Genomic DNA, 22,139 nt, shown 5'->3' with positions numbered 1-22,139 from the left:
ATTCACTTTATCATCAACTAACTAATATAGAAATATTTTTATAAATTATATTTTCTTTCCCCTATCTTAGCGAGGGAATTGAAAGTGACTTCCCGTTTTTGCCTCTACCATTTCCATTTCCTTACTTCTATCCTTATTCCCTTTTTTCCTTTTTTCCTTATTTCCTTACTTACCTATTGTCACCTCTCTATAACCTTTACAAGAAAGCGTTACTGTTTTACCTGTCTTATTACCTGTCTTACCATTTAACCGTTTCCGGGCCCTAATAAAATCCTCCGATTGCGTTACAGTCCCCCTTTGTTTTTCTGGTGCCAACACCGGAACAGGAGACTTATGCCCCTTTGTGTTTGCGTACAATCATCATTCTATACACTCAAAGTTTTTACTGCTTTTTGAATGACAAAAGCAGCCAACATTATGAAACAAACGAAGGTACCCCTGTTCCTGTTGGCATTTGTGATTATGCTAACAGCCCTATCAGCCGTAACACCTAATTTTAAATCCAAATCAGCGATTAAGCAAATCAGTTATTATTGGTTTGATCCCTCCACCACCTGGCTCGGCAGGCAAAACACGATTGCCAATGAAGAAGCACTCACCGGCCTGGATGAAAGCACCTCAAACCCAAAAACCTTAGTGGAAAAAGGTTGGGCACCTGGTAATGTAACTATTGTCAATGGTATCCCTTCTCCCAACACCGGAACTCCAGACAAAGTACTTTATTCACACCCTTAAATCTTAGGCTGTTCAGCGTATCAGGTATCAGTTGTGCATAACCGCAATTAGAAACGTATGCCAATGCTACATGATACGCCTTTTTTATTGCTGCATCATTACATTTATTTTACTCATAACCTGGATTCTGCCCAAGATTAGGAGCGAGAAGCAATTCGGATGCAGGTATTGGATATAATTGGTCGTCTGTGCTCCAACTACTCCCCTTTGAATTCAGCACAGCATTAGCCCGGTTGGTTCGTTTAAGATCAAACCAGCGATGCCCCCATTCTGCAAACAATTCTATCCGCCGTTCCTGCTCTATTCTAACCAAACACTCATCAGCGCTGATTGTAGTAGAGAACACCGGCAATTCCGCCCGGCTACGGATGGCGTTTAAATCATTCACCGCACTATCAACTCTATTTAATTGCGCGTAGGCTTCAGCACGTATCAGGTATTGTTCGGCCAGCCGCAACACCACATTATATTCGTGAATAGGAGGCGGAGAAGTAATTACTTTGTATTTATAGGGATAATAATAAGTAGTCGTACCTATTGTAACTGGATTCACCCATTTTAATCGACGCAGATCTCCTGATTCAAAAACATCTAATAAATCTTTACTCAACCAATAATTGAGTTTCTGATTCACAGGCACAAAAATAAACCCTTCCGCTGAATTCATTCTGTCTCCCACAGGAACCCATTGAAAGATGATTTCGTTACTGCCAGCCGTGAACACATTATTCAGTTCCGGTTCCAACCAAAACCGGCTTGAATTGATAACGATCGAAGCTATCTCAGCGGCTTTACCCCATTGCCGGGTATATAAATACACCCGGGCTAATAAGGCCTGGGCAGCATATTTTGTGGGTCTGGTGTGCAAGTTGTAATAGTCCGGTAATTCTTCACTGGCATTTGTAAGATCAGCCACTATTTGCTGATAGACCTGATCAACAGGGGCCCGCGATAACATGGCATTTACATCGGCATTTGTACCTAATGCCAGCGGCACATCGCCAAATAAATTTACCAGGTAATGATAGCACAAGGCCCGTACAAATTGCACTTCTCCCAACAATTGTTTTTTTAATGCAGCACTAACACCAGTAGATTTTTGCAACCCCTCCATACAGATATTACATTGGTAGATGTAGGTATAAGCGGCCTTCCACAGATTGGTATTTAACAACGTATTTGTTGGGCTAATTGAATTATTAAAAAACTGGTCTTCAAAATTCGGGAGGTTAGCGCGTTGCAGTTCATCGGCAGAAAGGGCTGGATATAAACTCATCCCGCCATTTAAAAAGAGCTTGGGAGAGCTCATGATTTTTACGTACAATCCTGCTACTGCCGCCTGGGCCAGGGAATCGTTTGAAAAAACAGTAGACATAGTTAATGAATCACCTGGTTCATCCACATGCACCAGTTTTTTACATCCGGTTATACTTAGTATACACGTTATACTAATTAAACAAAAAAATGTACAACGATTCAACCACATCCAATTCATACTTAATTTTTTAAAAACTTAATTCAATCCCTGCTGCCATAGTGCGTAACGGCGGTAAAGTAAGCGGGTTAAGGGTTTCAGGGTCTGTTCCCTTATACGGAGTAATGGTAAACAGGTTTTGCGCCTGCAGGTATACCCGGCAATTCTTCAAGGATACACTCTTTAACCATTGCCCCGGGAGCCGCCAGGATAATTCAATATTTCTAACCCGGCAATAGAAAGCATTGTCAACAATACCATCTGATTGCATGAAATTGTTGATTGCATTATTGATCTCATCATTGGCGCCGGTAGTCAATTTTTGTAGGGTGGCATTATCAGGATTCAACTGCCACCGGTTTAAAGAAAGAGTGGATAGATTTGTTGACATTTTACCAGGGCTATTATCCCCGAAATACATATAATACAAATTGCCATAAGCCCGCTGTTTCCTGAGCTCTAAAAATATATCCAGTTGCCAGCCCTTATACTGCAGGTTGTTATGGATGGAACCAAACCAAACAGGATCAAAGTTGCCCAGGATCCGGTAATCCTCGGGGTATTTGAGATGGCCATCACCATCCTGGTCTTTAAAATCATATAACCCCGTTGCCTTATTAACGCCTGTATAGGAAAAGCCCTGGAATACAGATAGTGACTGTCCAATAACCAGCGAGTTTTTATAAGTTGAATTTTTCAGGTTGGGAAATGCAATCAATTTATTGCGAGGGACTGTCAACAACACACTACCATACCATTGCCATTGTTTATTAATTGGGCTCTTTGCCTGCAACTGTATTTCCCAACCGGTATTTTGCACAACCGCCGGGGAATTCTTAGCTGCATAGTTGGGAAAACCGGTTATTCCAGGCAGGCTGTAGGCAATCAATTGATTGCCGGTACGGTTCCGGTAATAAGCCAGGGAGAACATCAATTTATCTTTGAACAAGCCCAGCTCCAACGCAGCTTCCAGTTTGCGGTTTACTTCCCAGCTGTAATTACTATCTGCCAACTGCACCGGATTGATCCCTCTGCTCCCCAAATAAGAACCACCACCGGGTATATCCTGCCATTTATCCAGGTATTTGTAATCACCGATCTGGTCATTGCCGGTAACCCCATAGCTTGAACGCAATTTACCAAAACTGATAAACGGAACATTATTCTTTATAAAAGGCTCGTTTGAAAACAACCAACCCAGGCCGGCAGACCAAAAGTTACCCACCTGTTTACCCGGCCCAAACCGGCTACTGCCATCCGAACGCCCAGTAAGATTTATCAGGTACCTGTCTGAAAGAATGCCATTTAAGCGGGCAAATACGCCGCCATACCGGTATTCAGTCTTAGTATCGGTTGGAATTATAGAGTCCGCGGCACTTACATTCCGCAATTGTGTATCGTCCGGAAAATTAAAGGCATCAATCTTTTTCACAGAATATTTTTGCACCTGCATGGTAGAGCCCAACAACGCCGAGATCTTTCCTATGCCTACATATTTGCTGTATTCCAATTGTGGTTCTGCAATCCAGCTGTTATATACTATTTTTCCAAAATAGGAATTGCCCCGGGCATTGGGGACTGAAATGGGACTTATGCTACTGCCAGGTTGTACGCTGATCTCATCTAAACCAAGCCGGTTATACCCAAGGCTTGTTTTAAAAACCAGGTTCTTTACAATGCGGTAGTTAATATCCAGGTTGCCTAATACATTATTGGTCTTTGATTCGTAAGTCTTAAGCAGATACGATAATGGATTTACGAATGGCTGATCTCCCTGGATCCAGTTTAACTTACCCACAGAATCATACAAAACAGGAGTATTGGGCGCCAGATTTACATAGTTGGTAAGGTCACTGAATATTGATTTATTTCTATCATTTAATGCCATTACCGACAACGAAACATTCAAATTTGAATCCCGGTTCTGATAATGAAGATTAACATGGCCTGAGAATCGTTGATTATTAAGGTCACCCGGGAATACAGTCGTTTCCCGGTGATAAGCCGTTCCCACTAAATATTGCAACCGCTTTGAACCACCGGTAACAGAAAGTTGAACATTGCTGGTAACTGCCTGACCGCCGATCAGCATCTTCTTAAAATCGGTATACCGGGCCGTATCCCATACCACCAGGTCTGGAGCATTATTTTTGTTTACCGGCAAACTATCGTTACCCAGTGCCTCTTTTCGCATCTGCACATACTGCGAGGTATTCAACATATCAGGATAGCGGGTAATCCGGCTATAACCATTATTGATATTAACCGTAAAAGATGGCTTACCAGCAATTCCTCTTTTAGTACTGATAAGTATTACCCCATTGGAGCCCCGGCTACCGTAAATAGCCGTAGCGTCGGCATCTTTCAAAATTTCAATATTGTCAATATCGCTGAGATTAATAAACGAAAGCGGGCTTCTTCCATTTTCACCCAGTGCTGAACCGGAAGTTACCCCTAGCAACAAGCTATTATTTGGCGCATAGGGAACCCCATCGATAATAAATAATGGATCGTTGGATGGTAATTGACCAGGCTTGATACCAATGGAGCTTTGTCCGCGTAATTGAACTTTGTAGGAAGCGCCAGGCAACCCGTTGCTTTGAGTGATAAGCAACCCGGGCACGCGGCCCTCCAGTGCTGCCAGCGGATCAGCAACCGGCTGGCGGGCAAGATCAACCGCGTTTACTTTAAAGATGGAGCCGGTATTATACCGTTTTGAAGTTTTACCATACCCGGTAATAAGCGTTTCATCCAGGTCTTTTATCCTGGGTTTTAACCGGATGGTAAGAAAGGATTGATCGTTTATTATTTTTTGAACTGAGTCGTACCCCACACTACTAAAAGTTAAAAGGGCATTGGGCTTCAGGTTAATATTAAATTGTCCATCGTTATTGGAAGTAGTACCAGTTTGTGTACCGCTCTCCTGTACGGTTACTTTTCCCAATGGTTCACCGGCTTCACTGAGCACAATGCCTTCGATTGTCCACCCTTTAGGTTTTTGAAACCGGGCAGCAGAAGAATCAATCCCTACAGTAACTATTTTACCAGCGATCATGTACCGTAATCCCAATCCCCGCAATGCCTGCTCAAGCACCTCTTCAGCAGTACCATCCCGCACATGCACCGAAACCCGCTCGGAGCCCTTGAGCAGATCAGTCCTGTAAGCAAAAAAGAACTTACCATCCTTTTCAAGCTCCTTTATTACTTTCTTGAGTGGAACATTATCCACGGATATGGTATACTGAGCATGGGCAATCGTTGGCAGACACACCACTAAACAAAACATTAAACAAATTCTTGTCATGTCTTTAAACTTGTGATTAGCATACGCTAACATTACACTGTGATAACTTATAGTAGAACCGGCCCCTACCGGTCTATATACATTTAACCGAAAGACTCTTCGTACACTATTGAGAAACGACAATGGTTCGTCCCTCCAGTTTAAAATGTACCCCACCTGCAAACTCAAGCGCCTCCAAAATTTGATTGATCGACATTTGTCTCATAACGGATAAAGTATAATGTCCGGAAACTGGTTCTTTAAATACTACTTCATAATCATACTGCCGGGCAAGCTGTTGCATCAGCAGTTTTATATCAAGATCATTGAATATGAAAAGATCTTTATGCCAGGCTATTACATCCTGGATATCTGTATACGCTTCTACTTCCATTTGTCCATCGCCGCTTATCTTCGCCTGCTGTCCCGGTGTTAATGTAGCCGACTGCATAGCTACGCGGGATTGAGGATACTGGTTGCTCACTTTCACGCTTCCTTCCAATAATGTAGTTTTTATAACGGGCTCATCACCATATGCATTCACATTAAAATGGGTTCCCATTACTTCAATAACCGCTCCCACTCCTTTTCCTGGAAGGGGGTTAACCTCTACAACAAACGGCTTTCTTTCTACTTCAGCCCCTAACACCATCGCATGGCGGCTCACTTCAAAATACACCTCCCCGGTTATTTGCACCACGCGTTTTTTGTCAATAAACGCCGTGGGAAAGGTTATGCTTGAGGAAGCATTTAACCAGGCTTTGCTGCCATCGGGCAATTCCAACTCAAACTTTCTTGCCCGTGGAGTGGTGACAGTGTTATACTCCAATTCAGGATGAGCATCCCCGGTTGACCACTCATACCGCACCACATCCCCTCGCTTATATATAACTGATCTGTATTGCAATGCAATGTGACCATTTACACTGCTATCAAGGTATACGATACGACCATTAGCCAGTTTTAATGTAACCCGGTGCACATCGGGCGCCAGGCTATCGTTCAATCCATCTTTTAAATGGTTGTCAACAACGATGGTTTTATTTTCTCGGTTTCGGTGCAGGAGTGAATATACGGCTATGCCGGTAAGCAACAGGCCCATAATAATGGCCACCATTTGAAGGGCCCTAACAAAAGGTTGCTGTCTTTGGTGCGGGAACATCAACCTGATTGTTGCCCCTTCTTCGTTTATACCTGTGCTATATAATTCAAGCAGGATATCAGAGACAAAGCCCTGGCTCTTTATACGTTCAAATAACATCCGGTTCTCTTCACACAGATCTATCCACGCTTGCAGCTCCTGCCTTTCGTGCTCGTTCAAACTACTGCTCCGGTGTTTGCCAATAAGGTCAGCAATATGTTTATGGCTAGCCAACTACGAAGGGTTTAATAAACAAATATGATTAACCGTTAGATATAACCCATTGCCACAGGCTCAATTACAAATTTATCTCCGGGGTACATCCATTGGTAAAATCGGGAAACTAACCTTCATGTTTAAGCTGCCTGATCTGTAAACAAAGCCACCTTTTGAAATATTATCTGAAGTTTATACCAGTGGTATTATAAGCCAGCACCTCAAGTAAACATATGTACGGTGTTGTAAGGACTTAAAATACATATTTCAGGACAAGGTAGATTGCATCGATCTTGATGGGACAAAATAACAATTGGCAATCTCTGTTTCGCTTGGTTGGGTCGCTGCACGGAGATCAAGTGTGCAGGTATACGAAAGTAGTAAAATTATGGATCAGCGAAAAAAAATATGAAGGATGGGTAAAGGTAAACCTGTACCGGTTTACGATTTGTTGTTACCGTATCTGCAATCACTACCCAACATTTATGATTGTGTGCTACTTACAATTTGAATCCTGCAGCTATATTTTACTACCTCCTGGCCGCCATTCCCCGCGAACAACTTACCTTTTTCTTAAATTGCGCAAAATTCGTACATGGCTACAGATATAAAATGCCCGAGTTGTGGACACAAGTTTGCCATTGAAGATGCTGTTTCTGAAGATATTAAAAAAGAACTGAGGGAAAAGATGCAGGTTTTCCTGAAACAGAAAGAGGATGATTTTGCCAAAAGGGAGAAGGAACTTATCCTGCAGGTTCAACATAAAGATGCAGAGTATGCAAAAAAATTGCAGGAAGAAAAGGTGCTGCTGCAACAGTCGCTCGAAGTAACCCTGCGCAAAACCATTGCATCTGACTTTGAAACCAAACTGCACCTGTTGCAGCAGGCGAATAAAGACCAGGAAAATAAACTGGTAGAAGCCCGGCAAAAAGAGATTGAGTTTTTGCAAAAAGAGCAGGCGCTTAAAAATAAAGAGGCCGAACTGGAACTTTCTGTACACAGAAAATTACAGGAGGAACGGGTGAAGCTGTCAGAAGAATTGCGCAAGCTGGAAGAGCAAAAAACAGCCACCCGCGAAAACGAATACCAATTACGGTTGCGTGAACTGGAAAAACAGCTTGACGATCAGAAGAAGCTGGCTGAGGAAATGAAACGCAAGGCTGAACAGGGTTCCATGCAGTTACAAGGTGAAGTACAGGAACTGATCCTGGAAGAAATGCTGAAATCGGCCTTTCCCTTCGACCTGGTAAGTGAGGTAGGAAAAGGCATTCGCGGGGCAGACTGTACCCTTACCATTCGCAACAACCTGGGACAGGAATGCGGGAAGATCATCTTTGAAAGCAAACGCACCAAACATTTTGATAAAAACTGGATCGAAAAACTGAAGGCCGATATGCGCAGCACCAGTGCCGATATTGGCGTTATTGTTACCCAGGCCATGCCCGAACAGGTTGCTACTTTTGGGCAGCTCGACGGTATCTGGATCTGTTCATTTACCGATGTGCTGGCTCTCGTGCATGTGCTGCGGGATGGCATTCTGAAAATTTTCGTGGCAGCCAAAACCCATGAGAATAAGGGCGACAAAATGCATATGCTGTATGGGTATTTAACCAGCAACGAATTCAGCGAACAGTGGAAAGCCATCCGCGAAGGATTCCAGGCCATGAACCTGTCGATCCAGAAAGAACGCGAGGCTATGGAAAAATTGTGGAAGATGCGCCAGAAACAACTTGAAAAGGTATTATTGAATGCAGCCCATATCAAAGGGTCCATAGAAGGTATTGCCGGCAACGATAATATTCAATTAGATCTAATTGACGATGCTGACCCACTGGTGCTCGACGAATAAGGTCGGAGGTCTGAAGAAGAAAATAACCGGCAACCGGAAACTGGCAACCGGTGACTTTTCTACCCTTCCGTCAAAACCCAGGCCAGGGCCAGCTGGTCGAATATTCTTGCTTCTACTGTAAGGGGTATTGGTTCCCGTTTTTGAAATACAAAGGGCAATACAATGGTTTCATCAGACTTGAAGGTGATGGGCCCATTTAACTGCATATGTTGCCTGAAATCGAGCTCTCCATGACCATACCATTTGTAAATGGCTTCCTTGGCGCTCCATAAAACGGTGGTCAGCTCCAGGTGAATTTTGGGCAGGTGCGTCCAGGCATTCAGGAAAACCTTTTCGTTATGGTGCAGGAATTTGTGCGAAATGGCCACAATTCGGGAAGAAACCAGCTCAATATCCACTCCCACCCGGCTGTGGCTGCTTACGATGGCTGCGGCAAAATTGCCTCCATGCGAAATGGAAAAGTGGTATTGTTCGCTCTCCAGGAAGGGCTTCCGGGTATCGGCCACCAGTATTTCCTCCAGCGGAAAATCGGTAAATAAAGTGGGCAGCAAAAAGCGTCCTGCAAGGTGTTGCAGCCGTTTATACGGGTGCGATACACCCTTCTTCAACGGTACTTTTTCCAGGTAAAACGCCTCCGGCTCTTCTATACGCCAGATGCCCAATTTTGTATTTTCGTTAATATTATGTTGATAAAACAGTGCCACAGTAGCGTTTTAGATTTTACATTGCACCAATTTTCAAGCGCAGCATACAGTCGGTTAAACAACTATCAAATATAAACTAATCACATCACATGATCTTGTCGGATAAACGCATACTGGAAGAAATTGAGAAAGGCAGCATCCGCATTGAACCCTACAAACGTGAATGCCTGGGGAGTAACAGCTACGATGTGCACCTGGGTAAATACCTGGCTACCTACCGGGAACACATTCTGGACGCCAAAAAACACAACGAAATTGAGTATTTCGAGATACCCGACGATGGTTTTGTGCTTTACCCGCATGTGTTTTACCTGGGAGTAACAGAAGAATATACCGAAACCCATGCCCATGTGCCCTTCCTGGAAGGAAAAAGCTCTACCGGCCGCCTGGGGATCGATATTCATGCCACTGCCGGCAAGGGTGATGTGGGCTTTTGCGGTAACTGGACCCTGGAAATTTCGGTAAAACAACCCGTGAAGATCTACAAAGGCATGCCCATTGGCCAGCTGATCTATTTCCCGGTTGAAGGGGAAATCGAGATCAAATACAATCAAAAGAAAGACGCCAAATACAGCGGTCAGCCCGACAAACCGGTTGAAAGCATGATGTGGAAGAATAAATTCTAATGTGATAATTAGCTAATTCGATAATGTGATAATGCCATACAGCTTACGTGAGTGCTTCGCGTGAGCCATTTTATTTACTGAGCGACCGACCTGTATTTCATTATCTCATTATCACATTGACTAAATTGCTTCAGCTCCAAACTTCTTATAATACGCCACCAGCCAGGCTACTACTTCATTGTAAGTTAATTTACCGCCTGGCTGATTATTGGCCTTCAGGTATTGCCCATACAGGTGGTCGATAACTTCCTCCATGGGGTTCCGGTACTTTTTTACAAATTCCCGCAATTCATGGTAATCGGTTTTAATGCCTGGTGACAGTTCGGCATCGAGCTGCCTCGCAGTTACCGAATCCTGGGCATACAAATAAAACCTGGAATAGCTGTACAGGTCAAAATACACGGAGTACCTGAACAACGGGTCCTGCGAGGAACGGGCAGATAAATATCCCGCAAAATTGGCTTCATTCTCCCTGGCATATCCCAACTGATGACCAATTTCATGACAGGTTGTAAAAGGCTGTACAAACAAAGGCACCGTAGTGTTTACCTGCGCCTCTCCACTGAATGGGTTATAATACCCGGTATACCCCAGATAATTTCCCAGGTAACTGTATAAAGAAGGTTTTACAGAGCTGAAAGAATACGTGAAATGCGGCTCATTACGCGCCAGCTGATCGTACGCTGAGGTGGCGCCATTGAACAAATTCCTTTTCCGTAACAGGGCTTCGCGGTTTACCCGGGACAATGAATCCAATGCATTCAGCCGGGAAACCACCTGCCGCATCACCTGCACCAGGTCATCTTTGGAATAACGTTCTACCTTTAAACCTAACTGGTAAGCCACCCCCCGCCGGTTGTAATTCAATCCCCATAACAAATTAAAAGATACATACACCACCAGCACAATAAAACCCAGTTGCGCCAGGGCCTGTAACCAGTACTTTTTATTGGTTTGTTTTTTTGCAACGCGCCTGATGGTCTTATACAATCTGTTTATTAACCACACAATTACCAATGCATAAAAAATATCACCCACACTGATCGGCAGCCAGCCCAATAAAATGCGTTGCAGTTTTGATATAACAGGATAGAACCCTGATGCATAATATTTTTCAACTGCATCCGGGAATAAAGAAAAGATTTTAATGAAAATGGCCAGGCCTAACAAGATTAACCAGGCAGTTTTTTTCCTCCACATAAATTGTTAATTAGCTAAGATGCTAATTAGCTAATGTGCTAATTGGTTCTTGATTATCAAAATAATCGTGTGAAATTAAGCATTTCTTAATAGCACATCAGCCAATTATCAAATTAGCATATTTTGCTTAAATTCACCACAACAATAGTACTATGAAAAGTTTAATTATTGTTGTTTGCCTGTTCATAACCTGTTCGGTAAGCGCTCAGAACTATCCATTTATCAAAAATTTTGTTGCCGGCACCATTATTCTTAAAGACGGTTCCCGCAAAACGGGATTGATAAGATGGTTCCCTGATCCTTCCGAAAAACTCAGGTTTAAAATGAACAACGACGCCGTTGAGGAGAAATACCAGATCCCCGATCTGCAGGGATTTACCACCGACACCCTGCATTTTAAAATGCTTTCTAACCTTGAAATATATGGCGAGGATTACCCTGTGTTAAACAAGATGTCGAAACTGAAAAACATGTTTGGCCAGATCATATATACCGGCAAGATCAATGTTTATTACGTGTTGTACAATGGGTATGATCCGCTGCGGAACGGTTACTCCTCCTATCCCAATCTTATTTTCGAAAAAACAAAGGACAATAAACCGGAGTTCGCAGCTTTTCCGGTGTACATAAATATGCGGGAAAAGCGATATGACGAGGCGAAAGAAAGACTATTACCCTTTTTCTCAGAATATCCTGCCATCCAGGAAAAACTGAAGACCTTCAACCGGGCAACCAACATGTCAGGCTTTATAGATTCTATCAAACAAATACCGGAATTAAAAAATGAATAATCAAATTTTTGAATCCGTTGACCATTATATCAGCGATTTACTGGGTTACGAAGACGATGCATTGCTTGCCGCCACCAATTCATTAGCCGAAGCAGGCATGCCTGCCATCAGCGTATCACCCAACCAGGGCAAGTTTCTGCAATTACTGGCCCAATTGTGCCAGGCAAAAAATATCCTGGAGCTGGGCACACTGGCAGGCTACAGCACCATTTGGATGGCCCGGGCCTTACCCAAAAACGGCCGGCTCATCACCCTTGAATATGACCCCAAACATGCGGCCGTTGCACAAAAAAATATCGACCGGGCCGGCCTTACTTCACAAGTACAGATCAGAACCGGTAAAGCAATTGACATATTACCGCAATTAGTGGAAGAAGGCGCCGGACCTTTTGATATGATCTTTATCGATGCCGATAAACCACCTTACACCGAATATTTTCAATGGGCGCTTCGGTTATCACGTCCCGGTACACTCATCGTGGCCGATAATGTGATCCGTGATGGCAAAGTGCTGGATGAAAACAGTACGGAGCCTGCTGTACAGGGCGCAAGACGTTTCAATGCCATGCTGGGCGCCAATACCGCCGTTGACGCCACCATTCTTCAAATGGTAGGTGTAAAAGAATACGATGGAATGGCTTTGGCCATAGTAAAATAATTAGCTAATTAGCTAATATGATAATGGAATACAGCTTACGTGAGTGCTGCGCGTTAGCCATTTTATTTACAGAGCTGACTGCCCTGTATTTCATTATCGAATTATCACATTATCACATTATCACATTAACTACATGAATCTTGAGTTTAACCGCAACGAGGACGTTATAAAACGGGCCCTCAGCGAAATGAAACAACGTTTTGCACAGGTAGCCCTGGGAGGTGGTAAAAAAGCGATTGCCAAACAGAAAGAAAAAAACAAATTAACGGCCCGCGAACGTATCGATTACCTGCTCGATCCCAATACAACGTTTGTAGAGATCGGCGCCTTTGCCGGCTGGGAGATGTATGAAGAACAGGGCGGCTGCCCTTCTGCCGGCACCGTTGCCGGCGTTGGTTATGTAAGCGGCCGGCAATGCGTTATCCTGGCCAATGACCAAACCGTAAAAGCAGGAGCCTGGTTTCCCATCACCGGCAAAAAGAACCTGCGCCTGCAGGAGATTGCCATGGAGAACCACCTGCCGGTAATTTATCTCGTTGACAGTGCCGGCGTGTTCTTACCCATGCAGGACGAGATCTTTCCCGATAAAGAACATTTTGGCAGAATATTCAGGAACAATGCCCGCATGAGCGCCATGGGCATTACACAAATAGCTGCGGTTATGGGCGCCTGTGTAGCAGGCGGCGCTTACCTGCCTATTATGAGCGATGAAACCCTGATGGTGGAAGGAAATGGTTCTATTTTCCTGGCAGGTCCCTACCTGGTAAAAGCAGCCATTGGCGAGACCATAGATGCTGAAACACTTGGCGGCGCAGACACCCATAATGCCATCAGCGGCATTGCCGATTATAAATTCAAGACCGAAGAAGAATGTCTTGACCAGGTTAAAAAGATCATGTCGAAGCTGGGGCACACCCCCAAAGCCGGTTTTGACCGCAGCACGCCAAAAGCGCCAAAAAAGAAAGCGGAAGACATCTATGGCATCATTCCTGCCGACTCTACCCGCCCCTACGATATGCTGCAGATCATTGAACAAATAACCGACGACTCGGTATTTGAACAATTCAAACAGGATTATGGCAAAACCATTTTGTGCGGCTATGCCCGCATCGATGGCTGGGCTGTTGGTATTGTAGCCAACCAGCGCATGATGGTGAAAAGCGCCAAAGGCGAAATGCAAATGGGCGGCGTTATTTATAACGACAGCGCCGATAAAGCGGCCCGCTTTATTATGAACTGTAACCAGAAGAAAATACCATTGGTATTCCTGCAGGATGTAACCGGCTTTATGGTAGGTTCGCGCAGCGAACATTCCGGCATTATAAAAGACGGCGCTAAAATGGTGAACGCGGTGGCCAACTCGGTAGTGCCTAAGATCACGGTTATTGTTGGTAATTCGTATGGCGCTGGTAATTATGCCATGTGCGGCAAGGCTTATGATCCACGCTTTATTTTTGCGTGGCCTAATGCAAAGATTGCGGTTATGGGTGGTGAACAGGCTGCCAAAACCCTGTTACAGATCCAGGTAAGCGCCATGAAGGCAAAAGGCAGCGAAGTATCGCCTGAAGATGAACAAAAATTATTGAACGATATAAAAGGCCGGTACGAGAAACAAACCACGCCCTATTATGCAGCAGCCCGACTGTGGGTTGATGCCATTATAGATCCGGCGCAAACCCGGCAAATTATTTCAGAAAGCCTGGCCGCAGCCAGTCACAATCCCGAGATCCCACCTTTTAATACGGGTGTCATTCAGGTATAGTATATTGCCGGCTCAAATTATAATCTGTATTCATTTTGGCTACTACAAATAAAGAACTGGTTATTTATACTGATGGGGCTTCCCGTGGTAACCCGGGTCCGGGTGGTTATGGGGCTATTTTGCAATGGGGAAGCAGCCGCAAGGAATTGTCAGGTGGTTACCGCCGCACCACCAATAACCGCATGGAGTTGATGGCGGTAATTGCGGCGCTGGAAGCATTGAACAAAGAAGGTTTGAAGATCACCATTTATTCCGACAGCCAGTATGTAGTAAAAGCAGTGATGGAAGGCTGGCTGAAAAACTGGATCGCCACGGATTTCAAAGGCGGCAAAAAGAACAAAGACTTATGGACCCGCTTTTATAAATTGATGCAAAAGCATCAACTCAGGTTTGTTTGGGTTAAAGGGCATGCCGATAACCCTTTTAATAACCGCTGTGATCAATTGGCTACCGCCGCTGCGGATGGAGGGAATTTGTTGAATGATGAAGGGTTTGAAGGTTAACCAGTTGACCGGCTGATCAGGAAGAAGAGCGAATACAGAATATTGAATATCGAATGATGAAGTAAAGATAACGGGTTAAAGTCTAAAGGTTAATGGCAAAAGCCAAAACCGGAATTGTATTTGCTTTCAGCTTTTACCTTTCAGCTTTATGCCTGTATTTGCTTACAGCTTACAGCTTGTGGCTTGAAGCTGTCTTCTCTGCCGATTCACGATTTATAAAGATCCTATGGCCACACCAGAATTTATGAGCGACTTTCAGCAACTATTGCCGAAGGAAGAGCCATCGATCCCGGTAAGCATTACTGATTCGGGCAATGCAAAACTGTTTATTGTTTTAAAACAATACAAGTTCCATAAACAATTATGTATTGAATTATACCAGGCGGAAATAAGCCAGGCGGGGAAAATAAAAAACCCGTTAACGCCGGTCAATCCGCTCGACCTGGCCCTGAGAACAACGGATGTTATCGCGGCCAGGTTCTTTTCTGCCATTGCCCGTTTTCAAAACAATCCAACAGCTGCCAGAACGGCCAGCGATCTGGAAGCGCTAAAAACGATTGTAAAGAATCCGTTACAACTGGATTTCTATTATCACAATCCCGAATTTTCAGAGAAGATCGTTGCTGGCTCTATTCAGCCGGTTACCATGGGCCCGCTGGCAAATGACCTTTCATTGTGGGTGCAATGGGCCGAACCTTTTTATGAATTAACGCTGCAGGCCGCCATCGACGGGAAGGAATACAACTGGAACGACCTGCGCATCAAATACGATTATTTTTTTCACCTTGGCGATACGTTGTATACCATTGGCAACTTTCATTTGATTAATGTGATCCGGTTCTTTATGCGTACCAATGGGCTTATCCGCATTCATGAATCAAAGTTCAAATCATTTCAGGAAACCATCTTAACGCCATTGGCCGACTACCTGCCCATCCGGTACCCCGACAGCCTTTCACCCATTCCGGAACAGGTAATACAAACCGGCATTCCTTCTGGCCAGGAAAAAATAATTTACTTAAGCGAACTGGGCAACTATGTGATCATTGACCCGGTAATGAAATATGGTAATGTTGAAATTCCGGTTCGCACCAAACGGCAGTTATATATCACCGATGAAGACGGCAAAATTCAAACCATGTACCGGAATGAACCGGCCGAAACCGGTTTCATCGCCCTGCTCATAAAACAACATCCCGATTTCCTGGAACAGCTCGATAACGACCTTCGCCATTTTTACCTGCATAAAAACCGCTTTTTAGAAGAAGAATGGTTCTTTACCGCTTTTGAAGTGTGGGAAAAGGAAGGCATCTCCATTTACGGATTTAACCAGCTAAAAGGGAACAAATTAAACAGCCACCGGGCTAAGGTGAACATAAAAGTCACCAGCGGCTTAAACTGGTTCTCAACAGATATTAAAGTAGGGTTTGGTAACCAAACCGCTTCCCTTACGCGGTTACAACATGCGGTTCGCAATAAAAATAAATACGTTCAATTAGGTGATGGCACGCTGGGCATTCTGCCCGAACAATGGATAGAAAAACTGGCTGACTATTTTACTTCGGGCGAAATAATCGATAATAGCCTCATTACACCCAAGATCAATTTTTCGGAAGTAAAAAAACTGTACGAGGAACAAATGCTCGATTCGGAGGTAAAGGTAGAACTGGCGATGTACACCGATAAAATAGCCACTAACACCACCATCAAAGAAGTAAGGGTGCCGGATGAGTTCAATGGCTCCCTGCGCAAATACCAGCACCACGGCCTTGACTGGTTGAACTTTATTGATGATTACAATTTCGGCGGCATTCTGGCCGATGATATGGGTTTGGGTAAATCCATCCAGATCATCGCATTTATTTTATTACAAAGAAATAAAGTAAAACAAAATACCAACCTGCTGGTGGTACCAACTTCTCTCCTGTTCAACTGGCAGGATGAAGTACAAAAGTTTGCCCCTTCTATAAAAATCCTGACTTTATACAATGCAGACCGGCAAAAAAATACCAACTCGTTCAACGGGTATGAGATCATTTTAACCTCGTATGGAACGTTGATCTCAGATATTACCTTTCTGCAACATTATACCTTCAATTATGTGTTTCTCGACGAATCGCAGAACATCAAAAACATTGAATCGCAACGGTACCAGGCCGCGCGCCTGCTGAAATCAAGAAATAAAATCGCCATTACCGGTACGCCCATCGAGAACAATACTTTCGATCTGTACGCCCAGTTGTCATTTGCCTGTCCGGGTTTATTGGGCAGTAAACAGCACTTTAAACATATTTATTCAACACCTATAGATACCTTTAAAGTAAAACGCAGGTCAATTGAGTTACAAAAGAAAGTGGCGCCTTTTATTTTAAGAAGAACCAAAGCAGAAGTGGCTACCGAACTGCCCGATAAAACGGAGATGATCTGTTACTGTCCCATGAGTGAAGAACAACGCAACGTGTACGATACCTGTGAAAAAGAGTTGCGCGACTTTTTGACCGACATCACCAATGAGGAGATCTCGAGAAACAGTATGCACGTGCTGCGAGGACTTACCCGGCTTAGACAGATCTGTAATTCGCCGCAGTTATTGAAAGATGAAAAACTACAGGGTGACGGTTCTGCCAAAATTGAAATGTTGCTGGACCAGATAGAAAGCAAATCGCCCCAGCATAAGATCCTTATTTTTTCGCAGTTTGTGGGCATGCTCAACCTCATAAAAAAAGAACTGGAAGCCAGGAATATTGCATTTGAATACCTCACAGGCCAAACCAAGAACCGGGAATTGGCGGTTCATAATTTTCAGAACGAAGCCGGCATCCGCGTATTTCTAATTAGTTTAAAAGCCGGTGGAACCGGGCTAAATTTAACCGCTGCCGACTATGTGTACATTGTTGATCCCTGGTGGAACCCGGCTGTAGAAAACCAGGCCATCGACCGCAGCTACCGCATTGGTCAAAAGAAGAATGTGGTGGCTATTCGTCTGATTACCCCCGGCACCATCGAGGAGAAAATTGTAAAACTGCAAAACACCAAAAAAGAACTGTCTGATAAGCTTATCAGGACAGCCACCTCCTACCTGAACGGCATTTCAAAGGCCGAACTGCTTTCTTTACTCAATGAATAAGGCTTCTTGTACGGTAAAAATACCCTCCAGTAGGCCAAGGTAAAGGCGCATACAGTACTAACCCTCAGGCAATACTCCGGCTATTCCAGTACAATCTGACTCGTCCCTGACATATATTTATTCTTAAGTCCCTGCCAGGCACAAAAAAGCCTCCCGATACAATCGGGAGGCCATCAACATCTTTTACTATTTATTTACTACGCAGCAACAACCGGTGTAAGCGAACGGTGGTTAACAAAATACCAGCTGCCAAACAGCACGCCGCTAAATAAAACAGTACTTAATACGCTATAAGGGTAGAATGGCAATCCGGCGGCATAAGCATCCAATAAACCAATAAACGTTTTAGGATACATATTGTAGCCGTTCAAGCCAGTCCAGGTTAAGAAATTACTCAGCAGAAAGAAGTAAGTGGGCGCCGCAAATGCGGTCAGTAATACATTCATTACATTGATCTTCTTCATAAAGAACCCAAATACCGTTACAGAAGCGTAGGCGGCGTAATCGATCCACATGCCGGGATAAATACCCCAGATAGAAGAAAGACCTGCGTTATGCAGCGCCTGGTATATTATGTTGGAAATAAACAGGCTCAACAACGGCAAGGTAAAAGCCAGCAATTTTCTATCCCTTAAAATAGCACCGCTGAAAAATGCCAGCGCCAGTTGCGGGGCAAAACCAGCAGGACGGCCAGGAATAGCCCGGTACAAAGCAGCTACTACAACCATTATTACCAGTACCCAGAGATCTGATTTATTGATTTTCATATCTAAAAGAATATCTACAAAGTTAATTTAAAAGTTACACATATCATAATGAGCTTCATCAGCCGCATAAGCCCTTTATTGAGGCACAGTAGCCCTGAAAATCACCGTATTCTGTGATGGCTGCAAGGTAAATGCAGCGCCTGCGGTGGCAAGCAACGTGTCGCCTTTACCCAATGCAATTTCAGTGGTTCCATCATCAGCTTTTACCGCTCCCTCATACACGAAATAGATATCGGCAGTAGCAGCGGTTAGCGATGCGGGTGTTCCGGCTTTCAGTTCCAGCCTGCGCAATTCAAAATCGGCTGCTGGTGTGGGGAATACAGTTTCGCCCGCCAAGGTACCGGCAGTTCCTTTTAAGATGTCGGGAATTACCGGTTCAAACCTGGTATGGTGCATGAGCTCCGGTACATCGATGTATTTATTGGTAAGGCCACCGCGTAATACGTTGTCGGAATTGGCCATGATCTCCATATTCTGTCCTTCCAGGTAAGCATGCGGAATGCCGGCATCCTGGAAGATGGCCTCACCCGGTTTCAGGTTCACCAGGTTAAACAGGTAGATAGAAAAAATACCGCGGTCGATTTTATTGGCGTCGCAAAATGTTTTAGCAGCGCGGGCAGCCCAGAAATCTTCCTGGCTCCTGTCTAAAAATCCCTTTTCATACAGGGGAACTATGCGATCGAGCAGGGGCTGCAAATGTTCTTCCACCTCCTGCTGGTCCATAGTCATTACCATTTCGTACAACGCATGGTAATTCTTATCATCAAAAACCGGCACCAGGAACTGCAGCTCGGGGGTTTGCATGAGGATGGTCACCAGCGACCTGGGCGATTTAAAGCCATGTAACAGCCAGAAATCGCTCAACGCCAGCATTAGCTCAGGCTTGTGGTTATCGTCCTTATAATTGCGGTTAGATGCGTTCAGCGGCGTGCCTTTCATGTTCTCGGCAGCAAAAGCCGATTCAGCCGCTTTTTTATTGGGATGCACCTGGATAGACAACATGTCTTTTACATCGAGCACTTTAAACAGGTAAGGCAACCGGCCGAAACGCTGGTTAACAGGCCCACCCAATAAAGCAGCCGCGTCCTGTTTTAAAAAAGCGTTCAGCGGTTGTTTGCTACCGTTTGGCAGCACCACTTCAGAAGGCACATTGTCATGCGCGCCCATCCAGTATTCGGCAAAAGGCTTTTTATCGGTATTGGTCAGGTGCAACAGGGCGGGAATAAAATCCATGCCACCCCAGGTATAATGCTGAACCTTTCCTTCGAGTTTGTATATTTTAGTATTATTCGACATAGAACTTCAGTAATTTGCAATTATACAAAAATGCTATGAGCTATCAGCATCATGACACCGGTAAAAAAGGGGAAGACATGGCTGTTGATTACCTGCAGCAGCAGCGCTTTACCATTTTAGACCGCAACTGGCGCTACGCCCGGTTTGAGGTGGACGTAATTGCAAGCCGCGACCAGGTGCTGCACATTATAGAAGTAAAAACCAGGACCAACCTGCTCTTTGGCTATCCTGAAGAAAGCGTATCAAAGAAGAAAATAAACAGCATGATCCGCAGTGCCGATGCCTATATGCGCAAGAATCCACAATGGCGGCAGGTGCAATTCAATATCTTATCAATTACATTGTTAAAAGACCAGCCGCCCGAATTCTTTTTTATAGAAGACGTTTATTTATGACGCTTTTTGCCTTCTTCTTTCAACTTACTCACAACAGCATCTGGTTTGGCAGCAGTTTCTGCTTCAACCCCATTTACCTTTTCAATCATCTTTTCTACCAAACGGAACGTGGCCGGGCAGTATTCAATGTTCTGTTTGAACACGTGCATATAATCGACCATGTGGCGGCGGGTATGGTGTGGAAAGCCTGAACAGTCTTTTGGCCTTACTTCATAAATGGAACACTTGTTATCCTTCAAATTCAGGAACTGACAGGGTTGTACGGTGTTGATCCAGTCACCGGCACGGTCCTTCTTCAACCATTTCTTTTTAAAAGCCTCTTCGGTCATTTCAAGATGGGCGGAGATGCGTTTAATATCGGTGTTGGTAAAGGTAGGCGTCATGGTTTTGCAGCAATTGGCGCAGGCCAGGCAATCGGTTTCCGCCCACACTTCCTTATCAATTTCCACGGCCATGGCATCCAGCTTTTTGGGCGGATTCTTTTCCAGTTTGGTAAGGAACCGTCTGAAAGCAGGGCGGTTGGCCTGCATTTTACGTTTCATCCTGAGAAGACTCATCAACATAGCGGCAATTGATTTTAAGTGGCCAATGAACGGGAACCGTTATTTTTGAGCAACGAATATAGCAAATTTTGTTACGGGCCAGCAGCGTTGTTGATGCGGCACAATTTTGTTTTAACCTGATACTATGTGGGACCCTTATAAAAAAGGATTCAAGGCATTCTTACAACTGGAAAGATCGCTCTCCGATAACTCGGTGGAAGCCTACCTGCGCGACATTGACAAACTGACCCAGTTTTTGCAGGAAAAGAACAATGTGCCGAGCCCGGCCAATGTTACCCTGCCCGATCTGCAACAGTTCATTCGCTGGGTGGGCGAACTGGGCATGACGGCAACCTCACAGGCCCGGATCATTTCAGGCATCCGTTCGTTCTATAAATACTGTCTTATTGAGAATATTGTTGTCAAAGATCCCACTACCCTGCTGGAAACGCCCAAGCTGAAACGCGCCCTGCCCGATGTGCTGACGTTTGACGAAATAGAAGCCATCATTGCAGAAATAGACCTGAGCAAACCCGAAGGGGGCCGCAATAAGGCCATCCTGGAAACCATGTACAGCTGCGGGTTGCGGGTAAGCGAGGTCGTAAACCTGAAAATATCGGCCCTGTACCTGGATGTTGGGTTTATACGGGTAACCGGTAAGGGCGATAAAGAACGCCTGGTGCCCATTGGAGAATCGGCCATAAAATATATTACCATCTATAAAAGAGACATCCGCGTACATGTGCCGGTTAAGAAGGGACATGAAGACATCCTGTTTCTGAACCGCCGCGGCGCCAGGCTTACCCGCGTAATGATCTTTCTGATGCTGAAAGACCTGGTGAAGAAAGCCGGCATTACCAAGAACATTTCACCCCATACTTTCCGTCATTCGTTTGCCACTCACCTGGTAGAAGGCGGCGCCGACCTGCGCGCCGTACAGGAAATGCTGGGCCACGAAAGCATCACCACCACTGAAATATATACGCATTTAGACCGTGAATTCCTCAGGGATACGTTACAACAGTTTCATCCTGCGTTTAAGGGGTAAAATAAATATACCGGCTTTGCAG

Annotated in this window: 18 protein-coding genes; 10 read left to right on the top strand and 8 right to left on the bottom strand. The window is 44.6% G+C overall.

What is annotated here, in order from left to right:
• The first annotated feature begins 417 nt into the window (after positions 1 to 417).
• Complete coding sequence (locus NIAKO_RS02130) at positions 418 to 735, top strand: hypothetical protein (protein WP_014216746.1); 318 nt, start codon at positions 418 to 420, stop codon at positions 733 to 735.
• Between the two features lie 109 nt (positions 736 to 844).
• Here NIAKO_RS02130 and NIAKO_RS02125 read toward each other — a convergent pair whose 3' ends face one another.
• From NIAKO_RS02125 to NIAKO_RS02115, 3 genes are all read right to left on the bottom strand, one after another.
• A complete protein-coding gene (locus tag NIAKO_RS02125; RefSeq protein ID WP_165761269.1) occupies positions 845 to 2,137 on the bottom strand; it encodes a RagB/SusD family nutrient uptake outer membrane protein in 1,293 nt (430 codons plus the stop codon).
• Between the two features lie 103 nt (positions 2,138 to 2,240).
• Positions 2,241 to 5,513: a SusC/RagA family TonB-linked outer membrane protein gene (locus tag NIAKO_RS02120; RefSeq protein WP_165761268.1), complete on the bottom strand. Its 3,273-nt coding sequence runs from the start codon at positions 5,511 to 5,513 to the stop codon at positions 2,241 to 2,243.
• Between the two features lie 106 nt (positions 5,514 to 5,619).
• Positions 5,620 to 6,867, bottom strand: a complete 1,248-nt coding sequence (locus NIAKO_RS02115) for a FecR family protein (RefSeq protein WP_014216743.1) — start codon at positions 6,865 to 6,867, stop codon at positions 5,620 to 5,622.
• A gap of 577 nt (positions 6,868 to 7,444) precedes the next feature.
• Between NIAKO_RS02115 and NIAKO_RS02110 the strand changes: the two genes are divergently transcribed.
• A complete protein-coding gene (locus NIAKO_RS02110) occupies positions 7,445 to 8,698 on the top strand; it encodes a DUF2130 domain-containing protein (protein ID WP_014216742.1) in 1,254 nt (417 codons plus the stop codon).
• A gap of 59 nt (positions 8,699 to 8,757) precedes the next feature.
• On the opposite strand, the gene NIAKO_RS02105 is transcribed toward NIAKO_RS02110, so the two are convergent.
• The gene (locus tag NIAKO_RS02105; protein WP_014216741.1) at positions 8,758 to 9,402 is read right to left on the bottom strand and encodes a 4'-phosphopantetheinyl transferase family protein; all 645 of its coding nucleotides are present in this window, start codon (positions 9,400 to 9,402) and stop codon (positions 8,758 to 8,760) included.
• 89 nt (positions 9,403 to 9,491) lie between these two features.
• On the opposite strand from NIAKO_RS02105, the gene dcd reads away from it, so the two are divergent.
• Positions 9,492 to 10,028: a dCTP deaminase gene (gene dcd, locus NIAKO_RS02100; protein ID WP_014216740.1), complete on the top strand. Its 537-nt coding sequence runs from the start codon at positions 9,492 to 9,494 to the stop codon at positions 10,026 to 10,028.
• Positions 10,029 to 10,148: 120 nt separating this feature from the next.
• On the opposite strand, the gene NIAKO_RS02095 is transcribed toward dcd, so the two are convergent.
• Positions 10,149 to 11,228: a DUF3810 domain-containing protein gene (locus NIAKO_RS02095; RefSeq protein WP_014216739.1), complete on the bottom strand. Its 1,080-nt coding sequence runs from the start codon at positions 11,226 to 11,228 to the stop codon at positions 10,149 to 10,151.
• 152 nt (positions 11,229 to 11,380) lie between these two features.
• Here NIAKO_RS02095 and NIAKO_RS02090 point away from each other — a divergent pair, with 152 nt between their 5' ends.
• The 5 genes from NIAKO_RS02090 (at position 11,381) to NIAKO_RS02070 (ending at position 18,069) form a co-directional block, all read left to right on the top strand.
• Positions 11,381 to 12,019 (top strand): hypothetical protein, encoded by a 639-nt coding sequence (locus NIAKO_RS02090; RefSeq protein WP_014216738.1) that lies wholly within the window; start codon positions 11,381 to 11,383, stop codon positions 12,017 to 12,019.
• Positions 12,012 to 12,677, top strand: coding sequence for an O-methyltransferase (locus tag NIAKO_RS02085; protein ID WP_014216737.1), 666 nt, complete (start codon positions 12,012 to 12,014; stop codon positions 12,675 to 12,677). The genes NIAKO_RS02090 and NIAKO_RS02085 overlap by 8 nt, the downstream gene beginning before the upstream one ends.
• Before the next feature lie 133 nt (positions 12,678 to 12,810).
• Positions 12,811 to 14,439, top strand: a complete 1,629-nt coding sequence (locus NIAKO_RS02080) for an acyl-CoA carboxylase subunit beta (protein WP_014216735.1) — start codon at positions 12,811 to 12,813, stop codon at positions 14,437 to 14,439.
• 35 nt (positions 14,440 to 14,474) lie between these two features.
• Complete coding sequence (rnhA, locus tag NIAKO_RS02075; RefSeq protein ID WP_014216734.1) at positions 14,475 to 14,942, top strand: ribonuclease HI; 468 nt, start codon at positions 14,475 to 14,477, stop codon at positions 14,940 to 14,942.
• Positions 14,943 to 15,168: 226 nt separating this feature from the next.
• Entirely contained in the window at positions 15,169 to 18,069 is a 2,901-nt protein-coding gene (locus NIAKO_RS02070; RefSeq protein WP_014216733.1) for a DEAD/DEAH box helicase, read from the top strand.
• Between the two features lie 197 nt (positions 18,070 to 18,266).
• Here the strand turns inward: NIAKO_RS02070 and NIAKO_RS02065 are convergent, their stop codons facing one another.
• Positions 18,267 to 18,836: a DUF6580 family putative transport protein gene (locus NIAKO_RS02065; protein WP_014216732.1), complete on the bottom strand. Its 570-nt coding sequence runs from the start codon at positions 18,834 to 18,836 to the stop codon at positions 18,267 to 18,269.
• Between the two features lie 75 nt (positions 18,837 to 18,911).
• Complete coding sequence (gene manA, locus NIAKO_RS02060) at positions 18,912 to 20,132, bottom strand: mannose-6-phosphate isomerase, class I (RefSeq protein WP_014216731.1); 1,221 nt, start codon at positions 20,130 to 20,132, stop codon at positions 18,912 to 18,914.
• A 35-nt stretch (positions 20,133 to 20,167) separates the two neighbouring features.
• On the opposite strand from manA, the gene NIAKO_RS02055 reads away from it, so the two are divergent.
• Entirely contained in the window at positions 20,168 to 20,527 is a 360-nt protein-coding gene (locus NIAKO_RS02055; protein ID WP_014216730.1) for a YraN family protein, read from the top strand.
• On the opposite strand, the gene NIAKO_RS02050 is transcribed toward NIAKO_RS02055, so the two are convergent.
• Positions 20,518 to 21,090: a YkgJ family cysteine cluster protein gene (locus NIAKO_RS02050; RefSeq protein ID WP_014216729.1), complete on the bottom strand. Its 573-nt coding sequence runs from the start codon at positions 21,088 to 21,090 to the stop codon at positions 20,518 to 20,520. The genes NIAKO_RS02055 and NIAKO_RS02050 overlap by 10 nt on opposite strands.
• A gap of 124 nt (positions 21,091 to 21,214) precedes the next feature.
• Between NIAKO_RS02050 and xerD the strand changes: the two genes are divergently transcribed.
• Complete coding sequence (xerD, locus tag NIAKO_RS02045; RefSeq protein ID WP_014216728.1) at positions 21,215 to 22,117, top strand: site-specific tyrosine recombinase XerD; 903 nt, start codon at positions 21,215 to 21,217, stop codon at positions 22,115 to 22,117.
• Positions 22,118 to 22,139: the final 22 nt, after the last annotated feature.

This window comes from Niastella koreensis GR20-10, from assembly GCF_000246855.1.
Taxonomy (GTDB): Bacteria; Bacteroidota; Bacteroidia; order Chitinophagales; family Chitinophagaceae; genus Niastella; species Niastella koreensis.
Note: the sequence above shows the minus strand (reverse complement) of the source record. Positions and strands in the feature narration are given on the sequence as shown.